Below are 16,594 nucleotides of genomic sequence, written 5' to 3' on the forward strand. Positions count from 1 at the left end.
CCTCTCTCGCGTTGCTGCGCAACGCGGGAGGGGGACGCTCCCAGCGCGGCGGGGCGGCCCTTGCGCGGGAGCGCTGGCCTGGGCCGCGCCAGTCTCTTCGGCCGCGCGGAGATCAGACCGGTAGCTTTGCCACCACGTCATCCAGCGCCACATGCCCCTGGAATCCGCCGCTGCTGGTGGCGGGTTGCTGCCGCTCGATGGCATCGGCGAACACCACGGCGGGGTCGGCGCGCAGCTTGGCGAGGTGGGCCGCCAGGTGCGGGTAGGCTGCGACCTGCAGCACACCGTGGTACTCGGCCCAGCGTGCTACGGCCACCAGGTAGGCGTCGGCCACGGTCTTCTTGCTCCCGCCGTCGATCCACTCGCGCCCGGCGAGCAGATGGTCCAGGTGGGCGCAGCCCTTGGCCACCTGGGGGCGGCCGAGATCCCGCAGCACGTCCTGGCGCGGCGGGTCGGTGGCCATTTCGTAGGCGGCCCACAGTGGCGCGAAGGCCGCGAAGAAATCCGTGGCCAGGTAGGCCAGCGCCTGGTTGAGCCGGTCGTACTCCGGGCTGCCCTGCGGGTAGCCGAGTTGGTGGCCGTTGCGCGCCGCCAGGTGCTGCAGGATGGCCACGCTCTCGGTGAGCGTGCCGCCCTCGGCCGTCACATAGGCGGGCGTCAGGTTCTGCGGGTTGATGTGCGCGAAAGCCGCGGGCCAGGGGTGTTCGAGCATCTCGACGCGCGAGAGCGCGTACGGCGCTCCCAGCCATTCGAGCGCGATGATGCTGGCCAGCGAGCAGCCCTGGGGTACGCCATAGAAAAGGGTCGGTGTCATTTGCAGATCCTTGGGTTGTGGGAACAAGCACCAAAGATACGGATGTGGCCTTTGCTTGAGTAGTCTGTCAAAAGTAGACTCATCGTCTCCTTTTGTGAACGATGAACGCCCCCTTGGGCTGCGAGGATGCCTGCATGCTCAATCTCAATGACCTGCAATGGTTTGTGCGCGTGGTGGACCATGGCGGGTTTGCTGCTGCCGCGCGGGCGCTGGAGGTGCCCAAGTCCACGCTGAGCAAGCGCGTGGCGCAGCTCGAGGCCACGCTGGGCGTGCGCCTGATACAGCGCAGTTCGCGGGTGTTCGTGGTGAGCGACACCGGCCAGGCCTTCTACCGCCATGCCGCCGCGATGCTGGTCGAGGCCGAGGCGGCCGAGAGCGTGGTGCGTGGCCTGCAGGCCGAGCCGGCGGGCATCGTGCGCCTCACGGCCTCGGTCACCACGGCCCAGCTGGTGCTGGCCGAGCTGCTGCCCGCGCTGGCGGCGCGGCATCCCCGGCTGCAGGTGATGCTGCACGCCACCGATCGCTTCGTGGACCTGGTGCAGGAGGGCTTCGACATCGGGGTGCGCGACCACTCCGTCCCGCTGCCCGATTCGGACCTGGTGCAGCGGCGCGTGGGCCACGAGCCGTTCTACGCCGTGGCCTCGCCGGGCTACCTGGCGGCGCACGGTGGTGCACCGGTGCACCCGCGTGATCTGGCTGCGCACGACGCCCTGCTGCTGTCGCCCGCGCCATCGGCCCAGGTGTGGACTTTTCTGCGCGATGGCGAGGCCATCGGCGTGCGGCCCGTGCCGCGCTTCTTTGCCGACGAGCCCTGGACCTTGCTGCGGGCGGCCCTGGCGGGCGTGGGCATCGGCTGCCTGCCGCGCGGCCTGTGCCAGCCCGATATCGAGGCCGGCCGCCTGGTGCGGCTGCTGGCAGATTTCCGCTATGGCGCGAGCATGACCACCACCTTGCTGATCTCGCACCGGCGCGGGCAACTGCCCTCGGTGCGCGCGGCCGTGGACTTCCTGGTCGAGGGCCTGGCGCGCTACCGCGGGTTCGAGGAGCCCAGGGCCTTATAGTGGCCCACCATTCCACCCGGGACCCTGCCGTGCACCACACCCCCCACTTCCTGCGCAATGCCCGCACCACTGCGGTGGCCTTGGCCACCCTGTGGGCCGCCTTCACCGCCGGTGCCGTCACCCCGGCCGAGTCCGGCTATGTGGGCGAGTACCGCGGGGGCTCGGTGGACACCGTGGCCCAGCTCGCGCTGCTGGACGACAACACCTATTGCTTCGCCTTCACCGGCGGTGCGCTGGACATGGTGGCCGCAGGCCGCTGGAAGGCCGAGGGCACGGGTATCCGGCTGCAGCAGGTGCGGCAGGCGCAGACGCTGTTTCCCGCATTTGCCCGCAAGGTGGAAGCACTGGGGACCATGGTGGAGTTCGACTTCCATGGCCATACGTTGTCCAATGCCCGTGCACCGGCATTCGCCGTGTCGGCAGACGACACTGCACCGACCACCCTGCGCCCGCTGTTCAGCGAAGGCAACAACAACTGGTCGGAAAGCTACAAACTGCCCGCCCTGCCTGCAGCGTCGGTGCGCTACTTTTACCTGGGCGAAGTGGTGGAAGAGAGCCCCGGCAAGCCATCGGCCGTGAAGGTTGTGCAGTACCGATTGGAAGGCGGCAACTCCGTGCACGTGGGCTTCGATGAACTGCAGGCCATGCCTCTCATGGACCAGCGGGCCGAACTCAAGGGCCAAGTGCTGTTCCTGTCCGGCAGCCGCCTGGGCCAGCGCCGCCCCCTGAACCCCGAGGTCCTCAAGGCGGTGCGCAATGGCTGCATCAATCCTGCGCTCAAGCCCGGCGTCTCGCGTCCCTTGCCGGAAGGCGAAATCAAACCCATGGCGCCCGTGAAGACCTTCACCGTCAGCCCCTCGGCCATCCAGGGCAAGCCCTTCTTCGAGGCCACGCGCAATTAGGGCCTGTTCGCACCCATTTCGGGGTCGCGAAGGCCCTTGCCGGCGTGCCAATCCAGGCGCGCGACCCTGCTAGTGCCCTTGCACACGCAAGGAGTGCAACGACGGGCAACGCGATCCCCGAAATGGGTGCGAACAGGCCCTAGGCAGTTCAGGCCGACAGCGCTCCTGCGGGGGCGCGCGGCGCCATTTCGATCTGTGCCTTGGCCAGGCGCAGCGCCTTGCGCATGTAGCCGCGCCACAGCACGCTGGCCAGCAGCCAGAGCACCGGCGCCGCCCACTTCGAGCGCGCATGGAAGGCATGGCGCCAGCGCACCGTGGTCTGCGTGCCATTGGCCTCTGGGTCGAACCACCAGGCGCCGTCGGCCCCCGTGGCCAGCCAGCGCAGCACGCCGGTGAAGCCGCTCACGGTGTAGGCGAAGTACTGGGCCGGGCGGTAGTGCTTGAGCCCCTCCTGCACGCTGCTGCCATCGGACATGGCCACCGTGCGCGTTTGCCCCGGGGCGTCCCAGGGGCCCGTCTGGTCGCTGGTGCCGGTCACCGCCGGCAGGGGGCCGTAGCCGGTGAACAGCGTGGTCGGGTCGACGGGCGCGATGAACTGGAACGCCTGGGCGGGCGAGGCCTTGATATGCGTCTGGACCGTGGCGGCAAAGGTGGGCATGGTGGTGGCGTCCGGTTCGTGCGGGAGGGGGAGTGGATCGAATGTATTGTGGAAGGCGGAAACGATAAATACTGTTTTCTCAAACGGACTGTTGGCCAAACCGTGAACAATTGCCCCTTCCCGCAGCGAAAGAACGGTGTACAAACCGGCTTCAAGCGGGGGTTTGCCGGCGCCTGCGGGGCTTGGGCGCCGCGCCCGCCAGTTCCTGGGCGCCCAGGCTGAACAACGGGTTGTCCGCCAGCATCTCCACGGCCAGGTCGATGAAGGCGCGCACGCGCGCCGGCTGGGCCGCGCGGCTGCCGTAGTACACGTACAGGCCCAGGTGCCGGGGGACAAAGCCGGTCAGCACCGGCACCAGCTGACCGCTGCGCACCAGGGGCGCGGCCGTCACGCCCACGAGCTGGCCGATGGCATGGCCGCCCAGCACGGCGCGCGCCTCAAGCTCGATGTCGTTGGTGCAGAAGGCCGGCGGAATGGCGTGGGCCACGATGTCCTCGCCCACCTGGAATTCCCAGGGCATGGGCTTGCCCGTGGTCGGGTGGCGAAAGCCGCTGCAGCGGTGCTGCGCCAGGTCTTCGATGCGCGTGGGCGTGCCGTGGCGCGCCAGGTAGTCCGGCGTGGCGCACACCACCAGCTGCAGCCACAGCAGCCGGCGCGCGATGACCCCGCCTTCGGGCGGATAGCCCGAGCGGAAGCCCACGTCCACCCGGTCTTCGACCCAGTTGCCGATGCGGTCCTCGAGCTGCACGTCGGGCTCCACCTGTGGGTAGCGGCGCACGAATTCGTCGACCACGGGCCAGATCACCTCCAGCATCATGGCGCGCGGCGCGGTGATGCGCAGCTGCCCGGCGATCTCCTCGCGCCCGCGCCGCGCCCCGTGTACGGCGCGCTGCAGCGTGGCCAGACCGGGCTGCGCGGCGTCGAGGAACTGGCGGCCCTCCTCGGTCAGGCTCAGGCTGCGCGTGGTGCGGTGGAACAGCCGCACGCCCAGGTGCGATTCGAGCTGCCCCAGCGCCAGGCTGGCGGCCTGCGGGGTGATGCCCTGGGCCGAAGCCGCCTGGCGCAGGCTGCCCAGCTCGGCCGCCTTGGCAAAGGTGGAAATCGCGCGCAATTCGTTCATGGCCATGACAAAGCTCCGGAGATTGGCAAGAATTTATTGCCAATGAAGTCAGCGATTATGGGCTAGTGCGATGGCAATGGTGTGCCTAAAGTTCACCCCCATGGCAACGCACCGCGTCTGCCAGAACCCCGAAATTCAACCCTTCCAAGGACTTCTGCCATGACTGCCCATGCTTCTTCCCCTTCCTTCCCCCGCATCTGGTTGATCACCGGCGCCTCGCGCGGCATCGGTGCCCGCATTGCCGAGGCCGCGCTGGCCCAGGGCGATGCCGTGGTCGCCACCTCGCGCAATGCCGAATCGATCACGCGCCGCCTGGGCGCCAGCGATGCGCTGCTGCCTCTGGCGCTGGACGTGACCGACGAGGCCCAGGCCCGCCATGCCGTGGGTGCAGCGCTCGATCGCTTCGGCCGCATCGACGTGCTGGTCAACAACGCCGGCTACGGCCTGCTGGGTGCGGTGGAGGAGGCCACCGCCGACGAGGTGCGCAGCCTCTACGAGACCAATGTGTTCGGCCTGCTGAACGTGACGCGCGCCGTGCTGCCTTCCATGCGCGCGCGCCGCGCCGGCCATGTCATCAACATCTCGTCGCTGGGCGGGGTGCGTTCTGCCGCGGGCTTTGGCGTGTACTGCTCGACCAAGTTCGCGGTGGAAGGCATCACCGAGGCGCTGCACGCCGAACTGGCGCCGCTGGGCATCCACGCCACGGTGGTGGAGCCGGGGTACTTTCGCACGGAGTTCCTCGACACGGCCTCGCTCGCGGTCTCCCCGCTGGTGCTGGAGGACTACGCCCCCAGCGCCGGCGTGATCCGCGAAGCCGCCCGCCGCATCAACCTGAACCAGCCCGGCGACCCCGTGCGCCTGGCCCAGGCCATGATGCAGCTGGTAGCCAGCCCCACGCCGCCGCTGCGCCTGCCGCTGGGCACCGACACGCTGCAGGCCATTGCCGAGAAGCACGCCTTTGTGGAAAAGGAAACGGCCGCCTGGCGCGAGCTGGCAGCCTCCACGGACTTCCCACAGCAGGCTGCGGCGTGAGCCTGCGCCAGCGGTGGGTCAGACCATGCCGCCGTTGGCGCGCAGGGTTTGCCCGTTGATCCACGCGCCATCGGGCCCGACCAGGAAGGACACGGTGCCCGCGATGTCGTCCGGCGTGCCCAGGCGGCCCAGCGGGTTCATCTGCGCCAGGCGCTCGACGAGCTCGGGCGTCTTGCCGTCCAGGAACAGGGCCGTGGCCGTGGGGCCGGGGGCCACGGCGTTCACGGTGATGTTCTTGCCACGCAGTTCCTTGGCCAGGATCAGCGTCATGGTTTCCACCGCGCTCTTGGTGGCGGCGTACACCGCATAGCCGGGCATCGCGGTGCCGACCACGCTGGTGGAGAAGTTCACGACGCGCCCGCCCGGCTCGAGCCGGCGCGCGGCCTCGCGCAGGGTGTTGAAGCTGCCCCTGAGGTTGATGGCGATCAGCCGGTCGAAGGTGGCATCGTCGGTATCGGCCAGGTGCGGCGTGTGCGAGGGCATCACCCCGGCGTTGTTCACCAGCACGTCCACGCGGCCGAAGGCCTCGGTGGCCTGGTCGAACAGGCGAGCCACGGCGGTGGCATCGGCCACGTCGGCCTGCACGGCGATGGCCTGCCCGCCGGCCTCAGTGATGGACTGCGCCACCACTTCGGCCTCGGCCGCACTGCCGGCGTAGTTGACCACCACGCTGAAGCCATCGCGCCCCAGGCGCTGGGCAATCGCGGCGCCGATGCCGCGCGAGGACCCGGTGACGATGGCGACGGGGCGGTGGGTGGATGGATCGTTGGCGGCCATGAAAAACTCCTGAACGGTGGTGATGGGTGTATTGTTCTGTTGGCGCTGGGTTTGATAAAGGCCCATGAATTGCCATGACTGTTCAAACACCACCAACAATCACACCCTGCTCCCCATGGACCGATTCGACGCCATGCGCCTGTTCACCCGCATCGTGGAGCTGGGCAGCTTCACGCAGGCTGCGGAAGACCTGCAACTGCCCCGCGCCACGGTGACGCTGGCCGTGCAACAGCTGGAAAAGCGCCTGGGTGCGCGCCTGCTGCACCGTACCACGCGCCATGTGGCGCCGACGCAGGACGGAGAGGCCTACTACGGGCGCTGCCAGCAGCTGCTGGCCGACCTCGACGAGACCGAGGCGGCCTTCGCCACCGCCGGTCAGCAGCCTAAGGGCAAGCTGCGCGTGGATCTGCAGGGTACCCTGGCACGGTATTTCGTGCTGCCGCGCATCGGCGAGTTCTTTGCGCGCTACCCCGGCGTGGAGCTGGAACTGGGCGTGGGCGACCGCCTGGTGGACCTGGTGCGCGAGCGCGTGGACTGCGCCATGCGTGGTGGCGAGCCTGCCGACTCCAGCATGGTCGGCCGGCGCGTGGCGCAGCTCGCGCAGGTGACCTGTGCCAGCCGCGAATACCTGGCACGCCATGGCGTGCCCCGCAGCGTGGACGACTTGCGGGGCCACCGCGCGGTGAACTACCTGTCGTCACGCACGGGCAAGCCCATGCCCCTGGACTTCGTGGTCGACGGCGTGCCGCGCAGCGTGCAGCTCAAGGGCGCGGTGTCGGTCACCGATGCGTTTGCCTATGTGGCTTGCTGCACGGCGGGGCTGGGGATCATCCAAGTGCCGCGCTACCACCTGGAGCCGCAGCTGGCCGACGGCAGCCTGGTCGAGGTGCTGGCCGATTGCCGCCCCGCGCCCCTGCCGGTGACCGTGCTCTATCCGCACAGCCGCCAGCTTTCGCCGCGCGTGCGCGTGTTCGTGGACTGGCTGGCCGAGGTGATGGCGAACGCGCGTTAGTCGGCCTGTAGCGGACGGGAGAACTCCATGACCCAGTTGGTCTCCCAGGTCTGCCCGCCATCGTCCGAGAAGGCCTGCTCCCAGCGCGGCATGCCGGTGGCGAGGTTCCTGGCCCACTCGAACCGCACCTGGACGGGCCGGCCCTCGAACACTTCCTGGCCGAAGAAGACGCCTTGGTCCGTGCCCGCGAAACCGCCGCTCATCGGTGGCAGCAGCTGGCCCGTGGCCGTGTCCAGCCCGCCCGTCACATTGTCCAGCCAGTAGATGCTCCAGCGCTGCGCCTGGGGGTTGAACAGGCGCAGCGCCATGCCCACGTAGCCTGTATTCCAGGCCTCGGGGATGAAGTCATCGCAGTTGCCGATGCCGCCGGACAGCGGCCGCGCCGTGCCGGTGGCGTCGAAGGTTTCCCAGTCGGTGCAGCCCGCAAGCCGTTGCACGAGGCGGGTGTTGCGGATGCGCCAGGGGCCCATCAGAAAGTCGAAGTCGTGGGCATCGCCAGTGGGTGGGGTGATCGGCATGGGGTGTCTCCGGGATGGGCGTGCGTCATGCGTGCAGGGCCGAGCGCGCCGTGGGCTGCAGCCGGTGGGCCTCGGGCGCACGCGCCAGCCAGGGGGCCAGGCCGGGCGCCACGTCACGCTGCCAGATGCCGCCCTGCGCGAAGGCATCGAACGCCGCCACATCGCGGAACAGCGCCAGGCCCAGCAGCACATGCTCGCCTTCGCGCACCGGCAGGCGGGGAAAGCTGTTGGGGCTCGTCTCGCTGGCGTACCAGGCGGTATGGCGTGCGCCACCCGCGCGCAGCGCGGGGTCCATGCGCTCGCGGCAGTACGCCAACAGGTCGGGCGTTGCAGGCTCCTGGAGGTAGAACACCGTGGCATCGAGCAGGCCCGGGGCCATGCTGCCGGCACCCGCAGCGGTGCGGTCCGCGGGCAGGCCATCGGCTGCTCCGGGCCAGGCCGGGTGCAGCAGCAGCACGTTGTCCGAATCGACCATGGTGGCATTGGCCGCATCGCGGTGCGCAGCCCACACCGGGCCGCCATAGAAGGCTTCGAGTGCCTGCTGGCGCGCTGCCATGTCGGCAAAGCCGCGCAGCCAGACGAACAGGTCCGGCTGGCCGAGGTCGCGGAACTGGCCGATCACGCGCATGCCTTCGCGCTCCTGGGTTTCGAGGAACTCACGGTCGAACAGGTCGATGAGCACATCGCGCTGGCCGGGGTGCAGGGTGTACTGGCGCAGCTCGACGATGGAGCAGTCGGCAATCGATGGGGTGGTGGTAGGCATGCGGGGCTTCCTTGGTGGATTCAGGCGAAAAGAGAAGACTGCAGTCTGCGGCCCAATACCTGCCAAGGCATGGCAGGTATTCGCGGCATACTGCGTGCCGGTCCCTTTTCTTCCGAGTCCCATGCGCGCCAGCCGCCTGTTGTCCATCCAGATGCTGCTCGAAACCCGCGGGCGCATGAGTGCGCAGGCGCTTGCCGAGGCGCTGGAGATCTCGGTGCGCACGCTGTACCGCGATGTGGACCAACTCACGGCGGCGGGTGTGCCGGTCTATGCCGAACGCGGTCGCAACGGCGGCTTTGCCCTGCTGCCGGGGTGGAAGACCACGCTCACCGGCCTCACCCCGTCCGAGGCGCAGGCCGTGTTCCTGAGCGGGCTGCCCGGCCCGGCCGGTGACCTGGGCCTGGGCGGTGACGTGGAGGGCGCGCGCCTGAAGCTGCTGGCCGCGCTGCCGGCCCCGTGGCGCGAGGATGCCCGGCGCGTGAGCGACCGCCTGCACCTCGACCCGGTGGACTGGTACCGCGAGAGCGCGCCCACGCCCCACCTGGCCACCGTGGCCGCCGCCGTCTGGAGCGGCGAACAGCTGGCCCTGCGCTACGAAAGCTGGGCCGACACGGTGGAGCGTGCCGTGGCCCCACTGGGGCTGGTGCTCAAGGCGGGCGTCTGGTACCTGGTGGCGCAGCCGGTGGACAAGGTGCCCGCCGACAGCGGCCCGCGCACCTACCGCGTCGCCAACATCCGCGCGGCCACGGCACTGGGCACTCCCGTGCGGCGCCCGGCGCGCTTCGATCTGCCCCGGTACTGGGGCGAGTCCATCCGCCGCTTCGAATCCAGTCTCTACACCGGCGAGGCAGACCTGCTGGCCACACCGGCGGGGCTCAAGGGCCTCGCTGCACTGAGCAGCGCCGTGGCGCGGGCAGTGGCAGCGGCCCCGCGTTCGCGCCGCAAGGACGGCCGGGTGGCGCTCACCATCCCCATCGAGTCGGTCGCGCACGCCTGCGGCCAGTTGATGCGCCAGTCGCCCGAAGTGGAGGTGCTGCGCCCGGCGGCGTTGCGGCGGGCGCTGGTAGAGCGCGTCCAGGCGACAGCCCGGCTCTACAAGCTGGGCTAAAGCCCCCGCTCGACCATGTCCAGCAGCCGCTGGCCCAGCAGTTGTTGCATGTCGCCCGGCGTGCCGCGCAGCGGCCCGTCGATGCTCAGCAAGGCCATGCCGTGCACGGTGGACCAGGCCAGGTACTCGGCGCCCGGGCGGCGCTCGGCCGGCAGTGCGCCGGCTTTCACCAGGTCGTCGAGCGCAGCCGACAGGTGCTCGAACGGGTTCAGGCCGGTGAGGCCGCCCATGGCGGGGTCGGGGTCCTGCTCCACGCTGAACTGCCCGCCGAACGCAGTGCGGAACAGCCCCGTCTCGGCGTGCGCGAAGCGCATGTAGCCGGCACCCACGGCGCGCACCCGGGCGTGGGCCTGCTCGGTGGGCGTGCCGCCGGTGGGCACGCCGGCCATCTCGGCCTCCATGGCCTGGGCCACGGCGGCCACGGCGGCGGCGCGCACCGCCGCCAGCAGGTCCTGCCGGTTGGCGAAATGGCGGTAGGCCGCATTGGGCGCCACGCCCGCGCGGCGCGTGGCCTCGCGCAGCACCACGGCATCGGGCCCACCCTGGCGCGCCAGTTCGATGCCGGCGTCGAGCAGGGCGCGGCGCAGGTCGCCATGGCGGTAGGTGCTGCGGGCGGCCGGGGGGGCTGTGGGGACGCTGTTGCGGGTGGTTACGGACATCTGGAGTGCAATGTGGACACTGTCCATTATCTCTGCTATTGTTTGTGAACGGTGTCCACAATGCATGGGCATCCGCCCTTGACCCCTTTCCATCCAAGGAGATCCCCCATGAAAGTCGAACCCTACCTGTTCTTCGAAGGCCGCTGCGAAGAGGCGCTTGAGTTCTACCGCACGGCCCTGGGCGCCGAGGTGACCATGCTCATGCGCTACAAGGACAACCCCGAGCCCGCCGCCGGTGCGGGTTGCTCCGTCGATGGCAGCAGCGGCCCCGGACCCCAGCCCGAGATGGTCATGCACGCCTCGTTCAATGTGGGCGACACCCAGGTCATGGCGTCCGACGGCATGGGCTCGGGCAAGCCCAGCTTCCAGGGCATCTCGCTGTCGCTGGCGCCCGAGACCGAAACCGAGGCCAAGCGCCTGTTCGACGCGCTGGCCACGGGCGGCCAGGTGCAGATGCCCTTGGGCAAGACTTTCTTCTCGCCCGCCTTCGGCATGGTGGCAGACCGCTTCGGCGTGTCGTGGATGGTGGTGGTGCCCCAATGACCGCGGCAGCCTCGCCAGGAGCCCAGCCCCTGCGCTACACAGGCAGCTGCCACTGCGGCAAGGTGGCGTTCGAAGTGGAGGGCACCATCGACAGCGCCCTGGCCTGCAACTGCACCATGTGCCGCCGGCGCGGCTCGCTGCTGTGGTTCGTGCCGCACGGCCAGTTGCGGCTGACCACGCCCACGGCGGACCTGGGCAGCTACACCTTCCACAAGCACGTCATCACGCACCGCTTCTGTCCGGCCTGCGGTATCCACACCTTCGGCGAAGGCACGCACCCGGCGGGCCACAAGATGGCCGCCGTGAACCTGCGCACGCTCGACGGTGTGGACCTCGGCGCCATTCCCGTGCACCACCACGACGGACTGGCGATGTAGACCACCTGCCCTTCAAGGAGACCCACCATGATGAACCCCGAACCCCAGGCGCAGCACCTCTGGCTGCAGCAACTGCTCGGCGACTGGACCTGCGAATCCACCTGCGACGCAGGGCCCGGCGAGCCACCCATGACCACCACCGGCACCGAGCATGTGCGCCAGCTCGGCGAGCTGTGGGTGCTGGGCGAAGGCACGGGCACCATGCCCGGCGGCGGCGATGCGCGCATGCTCATCACGCTGGGCTACGACCCCGAGAAAAAGGCCTTCATCGGCACCTGGATCGGCTCGATGATGACCCACATGTGGGTCTACCGCGGCACGCTCGACGCCAGCGAAAAGGTGCTTCCGCTCGAGACCGAGGGCCCGAGTTTCGCCGGCGACGGCAGCACCGCGAAATACCGCGACACCATCACCCTCCTCGGCCCCAATGAGCGCACGCTGACCTCCGCCACCCAGCAGCCCGATGGCAGCTGGAAGGAGTTCATGACAGCAAGGTATCGCCGCAAGACCTCCTGAAACCGCACCGCCGACCAGGACGCTTCGCACCGGAGGCCGCCACGCTGGCCCGCCTGGGCGCGCAGCCGGCCCACGCATGGGACGCGGGGATTGTCCTGCGGCATGCACCGCACCGTCCCATGGATGGGGCTTTCGCTGGCGCATCCTGGCCCCATCTGCAGGTGCAGGCCGTTCACAATCCGGACGGCGCACAACAGAAGGAGCCATTGCCCATGTCGAACAACCATCCCACGCCCATCCTGCAAAGCCAGCCGCTCGGCCCGCTGTGGCCCACGCTCGACCCGTTCCTGTTCTGCGCGCACCACGACGACGCCTACCCTGCCGGCAACGCCGCTTTTGGCCCGGCCGTGCCGGTGGATGATCGCCAGATCGGCAGCGACTTCAGCCGCAAGGATGGCTGGAGCATGTACCACGGCGAGACCGTGCCCGGCTTTCCCGGCCATCCGCACCGCGGCTTCGAGACCGTGACCCTGGTGCGCAAGGGGCTGATCGACCATTCCGACTCGCTCGGTGCTGCCGCGCGCTTCGGCGGGGGCGATGTGCAGTGGGTCACGGCCGGCAAGGGCATCGTGCACTCCGAGATGTTCCCGCTGCTCAGCGCCACCGAGCCCAACCCGCTGGAGCTGTTCCAGATCTGGCTGAACCTGCCCGCCCGCCACAAGATGGTGGATCCGCACTTCACCATGCTCTGGAACGAGCACATCCCGCGCCTGGTGCACCACGACGAGGCCGGCCGCACGACCACCGCCACGGTGGTGGCCGGCGCCCTGCCCGCCGCACCCGCGCCGCTGGCACCGCCACCCGAGTCCTGGGCCTCGCAGCCGGGTTCGGACGTGGCGATCTGGACGCTGCGCCTGGAGCCGGGCGCCCAGTGGCCCATGCCCGCCGCACAGGGCGAGGGCACGCGCCGCATGCTCTACTTCTTCGTGGGCGATGGCCTGCGCGTGGGCCCGCAAGACGTGCGTGAGCACGCCGCGCTGGAGATCGATGCCCGCCAGGAATGGCTGCTGACCAACACCGGTGCCACCGTGGCGGAATGCCTGGTGCTGCAGGGCCGCCCCATCGGCGAACCCGTTGCGCAGTACGGCCCCTTCGTGATGAACACGCAGCAGGAAATCATGCAGGCCATGCAGGACTACCGCCGCACCCAGTTCGGCGGCTGGCCCTGGCCCGACAGCGACCCGGTGCACGGCACCGAGGCCCGGCGCTTTGCGCGCTACCCGGGCCAGGCCGAGGACGAGGTGCCCGCGGCCGCCTGAAGGCCGCCACCCTTGCTTGGGCAGGGGTGGCCCGGGTCGTGGACAATCCTGCATTCCGATCCGCAGGGTGGCGGCCATGCCGCCCTCCTGCTTTTCCTTGCATGAAAGCGCGTCCTCCATGAACATCGCCAAAGACTCCGCCGTCACCATCGCCTACAAGGTCACCACCCTCGAGGGCAAGCCCCTGGATGCGGGCAACCTGTCCTACCTGCATGGCGGCTACGAGAACATCTTCCCCAAGGTCGAGGCCGCCCTCGAAGGCCAGACCGCCGGTTTCAGCACCACGCTGGACCTGGCCGTGGAAGACGCCTTCGGCGCACGCGACGAAGGCCTGGTGCGCACCATTCCCAAGGCCGAGTTTCCCCCGGGCGTGAAGGTCGGCGGCCAGTTGCAGGGCGTGGGCAGCGATGGCCAGCCCGCCGTTTTCAACGTGGTCAAGATCAAGGGCCCCGAAGTGCACCTGGACGGCAACCACCCGCTGGCCGGCCAGGCCCTGCGCTTCTCTTGCAAGGTGGCGAGCGTGCGCGCTGCCAGTGCCGAGGAAATCGCCCACCGCCACGTGCACGGCGACCACGGCCACCACCATTGATCTGAGCCGTTGCCGGCTCAGCCTGCCGGCCGCCGCAGCGCCTCGGGCGGCAGCTCCCAGTGCTCCCAGCGTGTGTCGCGGCGCCCGCCGCAGCGGGCATACATGCGCTGGGCCGCGGCATTGCCCGGCAGCACCAGCCAATGCAGTCGCGCGGCGCCGATGGCTGCGGCCTGTGTGCGCACCGCATCGAACAACTGCTCGCCCAGGCCCCTGCGCCGGTGGGCTGGCTGTACCCACAGCTCCTTGAGCACCAGCGTGGGCTTCAGGTCGAAGGTGAAACGGGTCTGCACCCACACCGCATAGCCGGCGAGCGGCGCATCCGCCCCGGCCTGCGCGACCAGGCAGCCGAACTCGCGGTCCGCCGCGTTGCGGGCCAGGCCGCGTTCCAACAGGTCCAGTTCTGTCACCTCGAACGCCTCGGCATAGCCCTCGAACACCGCCAGCGCACGCATCATCGCCAGCAGCTGCGGCGCGTCGTGCGGGCCGGCCTCGCGGAGGGTGGCGGGCTCAAGCACCCTGGGCGCCCTTGTCCAGGCCAAAGCCCTCGTCGATCCAGCCCGTCACGCCGCCGATCATCAACTTCACCGGCCGGCCCAGCCGCGCCAGCCGCACGGCGCCACGGTGCGCGCCGTTGCAGTGCGGGCCCGCGCAGTAGACGACGAACAGCGTGCCGGGCGCGTAGGCGGCCATCTTCGATTCGATGATCTTGGCGTGCGGCAGGCTCACCGCGCCGGGCACGTGGCCGGCCTCGTACAGTGCGTGGCTGCGCACGTCGAGCAGCACGAAGTCCTGTACGCCGCGGTCCATGGCGTCGTGCACGTCCCAGCAATCGGTCTCGAAGGCGAAGGAGGACTCGAAGTGCGCGAGCGCTTCGGTGCTGGGGGCGGCGGGGATGGCGCCCACGGCGCTGGGGGTAGAGGTCATGGCAACTGGCTCCTTGGATGGGGTTTCAGATGCCTCCAGTGTCGCCATGGGGTGCTTCTCCGGCCAGTGGCCGCCACGACAATCTTCGGTAACATTGCGCCATGCCCCATCTTGTCGCGATCCTGGCCTACGACCGCCTGTGCACCTTCGAATTCGGCTGCGCGGTCGAGCTCTTCGCGCTGGAGCGGCCCGAGCTGCAGGTGGACTGGTACCGCCACGCGGTGTGCGCGGTGGAGCCTGGCCCGCTGCGCGCCATGGGTGGTGTGCAGGTGCAGGCGCCGCATGGCCTGGCCATGCTGGCACGGGCCGACACCATCGTGGTGCCCGGTTGGCGCGATGCGGCCGAGCGTCCGCCCGAGGCGCTGCTGCGCGCCTTGCAGCGCGCCTGGCGGCGCGGTGCGCGCATCTGCTCCATCTGCTCGGGCGTGTTCGTGCTGGCGCATGCGGGGCTGCTCGCAGGCCGGCGAGCCACCACGCACTGGCGCTATGCCGAGCGCCTGGCCCACGAGTTCCCCGACATCACGGTGGACGTCTCGGCCCTGTATGTGGACGAAGGCCAGGCCATCACCTCGGCCGGCTCCGCCGCGGGGCTCGACATGCTGCTGCACCTGGTGCGACGCGACCATGGCGCGCGCGTGGCGAACACGGTCGCCCAGCGGCTCGTGATGTCGCCGCACCGCGATGGCGGGCAGGCGCAGTTCGTGCCGCGGCCCATGCCGTCTGCCGAGGTGAGCACCATCGCGCGCCTGCTCGACTGGCTGCGCGAGAACGCGCGCCAGGCCCACACGGTGGACTCCATGGCGGCGGTTGCGCAGATGAGCCGGCGCACGCTGCAGCGCCGCTTCAAGGAGAGCACGGGCCTGTCGTCGCAGGACTGGCTGGTGCGCGAGCGCGTGGCCATCGCCAAGGAGTTGCTCGAGACCCACCCGGCCATGCCCATCGATGCGGTGGCGGACCTCGCAGGCCTGGGTTCGCCCGAGTCGCTGCGCCGGCATTTCCGCCTGCACCGGCTGCCGGCGCCCTCGCGCTACCGGCAGAACTTTTCAGGCCTTGCGGGTGAGGCCACGGCCCTGCAGCACGGGCTCGGCTGACAACCGCTCGCGCGCGAACTCCACGAAGGCGCGCACCTTGGCCGGCGCACGCCGCCCTGCGGGGTAGACGATGTGCACGGGCACCGGCGGCGGCTCGTGCGCGGCCAGCACCACGCGCAACCGGCCCGCGCGCACTCCCTGCGCCGCCTGGTAGGCCAGGCAGCGCGTGAGGCCCAGGCCCGACTCGGCCGCGGCGATGTCCACCTCGTTGCTGTTGCTGACCCAGCTGAAATGCGGTTGGCCGACCACGCCGTCCTTGAACTTCCACGGCGAGACGCTGTTGTTGTCGAACGAGAAGCCGATGGCGCGGTGCGCCACCAGGTCAGCGGGGTGGCGGGGTTCGCCATGCTGCGCCAGGTAGGCGGGCGAGGCCACCACCAGCCGGCGCAATGTGCCCACCTGCACGGCGGTGAGGCCCGAGTCCGGCAGGTGGGCGATGCGCACCGCCACGTCCATGCCCTCTTCGAGCAGGTGCACCAGCCGGTTCACGAACAGGGTGCGCACCTGCACGCGCGGCTGGGCGTGCAGGAAGTCCTGCACGATGGGCGCCACATGCCGCATGCCGAACATGTGCGGCGCGGTGATGGCCAGCAGGCCCTGGGGATCGGCCTGTGCGCCGCGGGCGGCCTGCTCGGCCTCCTGCAGGTCGGTGAGGAGGGGCCGGCAATCGGCCAGGAAGCGCTCGCCCGCCTCGGTCAGGCGCACGGTGCGCGTGCTGCGCTGGAACAGCAGCACCGACAGGCGTGCCTCCAGCGCCGCAATGGCGCGCGTGACGGCGGTGGCCGACACGCCCAGGCGCCGCGCCGCCGCCGCAAAGCCCCCGGCATCGGCCACGGCGATGAAGCAGCGCAGGGTCTCCAAATGGTCCATT

At 69.9% G+C, this 16,594-nt stretch carries 21 protein-coding genes; 11 read left to right on the plus strand and 10 right to left on the minus strand.

All coding sequences use genetic code 11. The features are described 5' to 3' along the window. Positions 1-112: 112 nt before the first annotated feature. Entirely contained in the window at positions 113-814 is a 702-nt protein-coding gene (locus tag PMI14_RS03665; protein WP_007849813.1) for a glutathione S-transferase family protein, read from the minus strand. A 134-nt stretch (positions 815-948) separates the two neighbouring features. Between PMI14_RS03665 and PMI14_RS03670 the strand changes: the two genes are divergently transcribed. Both PMI14_RS03670 and PMI14_RS03675 read left to right on the plus strand, forming a co-directional pair. Next, positions 949-1,875: a LysR substrate-binding domain-containing protein gene (locus tag PMI14_RS03670; protein ID WP_007849820.1), complete on the plus strand. Its 927-nt coding sequence runs from the start codon at positions 949-951 to the stop codon at positions 1,873-1,875. 29 nt (positions 1,876-1,904) lie between these two features. Continuing rightward, the gene (locus tag PMI14_RS03675; protein WP_007849822.1) at positions 1,905-2,777 is read left to right on the plus strand and encodes a hypothetical protein; all 873 of its coding nucleotides are present in this window, start codon (positions 1,905-1,907) and stop codon (positions 2,775-2,777) included. Between the two features lie 148 nt (positions 2,778-2,925). On the opposite strand, the gene PMI14_RS03680 is transcribed toward PMI14_RS03675, so the two are convergent. Continuing rightward, a complete protein-coding gene (locus tag PMI14_RS03680; protein WP_007849825.1) occupies positions 2,926-3,435 on the minus strand; it encodes an SRPBCC family protein in 510 nt (169 codons plus the stop codon). 151 nt (positions 3,436-3,586) lie between these two features. Beyond that, entirely contained in the window at positions 3,587-4,561 is a 975-nt protein-coding gene (locus PMI14_RS03685) for a LysR family transcriptional regulator (protein WP_007849828.1), read from the minus strand. A 153-nt stretch (positions 4,562-4,714) separates the two neighbouring features. Here PMI14_RS03685 and PMI14_RS03690 point away from each other — a divergent pair, with 153 nt between their 5' ends. Further along, positions 4,715-5,587, plus strand: coding sequence for an oxidoreductase (locus PMI14_RS03690; protein ID WP_007849831.1), 873 nt, complete (start codon positions 4,715-4,717; stop codon positions 5,585-5,587). 18 nt (positions 5,588-5,605) lie between these two features. Here PMI14_RS03690 and PMI14_RS03695 read toward each other — a convergent pair whose 3' ends face one another. Next, complete coding sequence (locus PMI14_RS03695; RefSeq protein ID WP_007849835.1) at positions 5,606-6,364, minus strand: SDR family oxidoreductase; 759 nt, start codon at positions 6,362-6,364, stop codon at positions 5,606-5,608. A 115-nt stretch (positions 6,365-6,479) separates the two neighbouring features. On the opposite strand from PMI14_RS03695, the gene PMI14_RS03700 reads away from it, so the two are divergent. After that, complete coding sequence (locus PMI14_RS03700) at positions 6,480-7,376, plus strand: LysR family transcriptional regulator (protein ID WP_007849838.1); 897 nt, start codon at positions 6,480-6,482, stop codon at positions 7,374-7,376. Here PMI14_RS03700 and PMI14_RS03705 read toward each other — a convergent pair. Both PMI14_RS03705 and PMI14_RS03710 read right to left on the minus strand, forming a co-directional pair. After that, positions 7,373-7,894, minus strand: coding sequence for a hypothetical protein (locus PMI14_RS03705; RefSeq protein ID WP_007849841.1), 522 nt, complete (start codon positions 7,892-7,894; stop codon positions 7,373-7,375). The two genes, PMI14_RS03700 and PMI14_RS03705, sit on opposite strands and share 4 nt — an antisense overlap. Positions 7,895-7,919: 25 nt before the next feature. Then, the gene (locus tag PMI14_RS03710) at positions 7,920-8,657 is read right to left on the minus strand and encodes an NIPSNAP family protein (RefSeq protein ID WP_007849844.1); all 738 of its coding nucleotides are present in this window, start codon (positions 8,655-8,657) and stop codon (positions 7,920-7,922) included. Positions 8,658-8,778: 121 nt separating this feature from the next. On the opposite strand from PMI14_RS03710, the gene PMI14_RS03715 reads away from it, so the two are divergent. Continuing rightward, complete coding sequence (locus PMI14_RS03715; RefSeq protein WP_007849847.1) at positions 8,779-9,765, plus strand: YafY family protein; 987 nt, start codon at positions 8,779-8,781, stop codon at positions 9,763-9,765. Here PMI14_RS03715 and PMI14_RS03720 read toward each other — a convergent pair. Next, entirely contained in the window at positions 9,762-10,424 is a 663-nt protein-coding gene (locus PMI14_RS03720; RefSeq protein ID WP_035202251.1) for a TetR/AcrR family transcriptional regulator, read from the minus strand. The two genes, PMI14_RS03715 and PMI14_RS03720, sit on opposite strands and share 4 nt — an antisense overlap. 108 nt (positions 10,425-10,532) lie before the next feature. Here PMI14_RS03720 and PMI14_RS03725 point away from each other — a divergent pair, with 108 nt between their 5' ends. From PMI14_RS03725 to PMI14_RS03745, 5 genes are all read left to right on the plus strand, one after another. Continuing rightward, positions 10,533-10,967 (plus strand): VOC family protein, encoded by a 435-nt coding sequence (locus PMI14_RS03725; protein ID WP_007849851.1) that lies wholly within the window; start codon positions 10,533-10,535, stop codon positions 10,965-10,967. Between the two features lie 29 nt (positions 10,968-10,996). Continuing rightward, positions 10,997-11,344 carry a GFA family protein gene (locus PMI14_RS03730; protein WP_035202253.1) on the plus strand — a complete coding sequence of 116 codons (348 nt, stop codon included), beginning with the start codon at positions 10,997-10,999 and terminating at the stop codon, positions 11,342-11,344. Between the two features lie 27 nt (positions 11,345-11,371). Further along, the gene (locus PMI14_RS03735) at positions 11,372-11,860 is read left to right on the plus strand and encodes a DUF1579 domain-containing protein (protein ID WP_007849855.1); all 489 of its coding nucleotides are present in this window, start codon (positions 11,372-11,374) and stop codon (positions 11,858-11,860) included. A 212-nt stretch (positions 11,861-12,072) separates the two neighbouring features. Next, entirely contained in the window at positions 12,073-13,119 is a 1,047-nt protein-coding gene (locus PMI14_RS03740; protein WP_007849857.1) for a pirin family protein, read from the plus strand. Between the two features lie 118 nt (positions 13,120-13,237). Next, a complete protein-coding gene (locus PMI14_RS03745) occupies positions 13,238-13,708 on the plus strand; it encodes a peptidylprolyl isomerase (RefSeq protein WP_035202240.1) in 471 nt (156 codons plus the stop codon). Between the two features lie 17 nt (positions 13,709-13,725). Here PMI14_RS03745 and PMI14_RS03750 read toward each other — a convergent pair whose 3' ends face one another. Then, the gene (locus tag PMI14_RS03750; protein ID WP_007849861.1) at positions 13,726-14,223 is read right to left on the minus strand and encodes a GNAT family N-acetyltransferase; all 498 of its coding nucleotides are present in this window, start codon (positions 14,221-14,223) and stop codon (positions 13,726-13,728) included. Continuing rightward, positions 14,216-14,632, minus strand: a complete 417-nt coding sequence (locus PMI14_RS03755; protein WP_007849862.1) for a rhodanese-like domain-containing protein — start codon at positions 14,630-14,632, stop codon at positions 14,216-14,218. Before PMI14_RS03755 ends, PMI14_RS03750 begins: the two co-directional genes overlap by 8 nt. A gap of 101 nt (positions 14,633-14,733) precedes the next feature. Between PMI14_RS03755 and ftrA the strand changes: the two genes are divergently transcribed. Further along, positions 14,734-15,723, plus strand: coding sequence for a transcriptional regulator FtrA (gene ftrA, locus PMI14_RS03760; RefSeq protein WP_007849863.1), 990 nt, complete (start codon positions 14,734-14,736; stop codon positions 15,721-15,723). On the opposite strand, the gene PMI14_RS03765 is transcribed toward ftrA, so the two are convergent. Then, positions 15,676-16,593 carry a LysR substrate-binding domain-containing protein gene (locus PMI14_RS03765; protein WP_007849870.1) on the minus strand — a complete coding sequence of 306 codons (918 nt, stop codon included), beginning with the start codon at positions 16,591-16,593 and terminating at the stop codon, positions 15,676-15,678. The two genes, ftrA and PMI14_RS03765, sit on opposite strands and share 48 nt — an antisense overlap. Position 16,594 lies beyond the last annotated feature (1 nt).

Source organism: Acidovorax sp. CF316 (assembly GCF_000276605.1).
Taxonomy (GTDB): Bacteria; Pseudomonadota; Gammaproteobacteria; order Burkholderiales; family Burkholderiaceae_C; genus Acidovorax.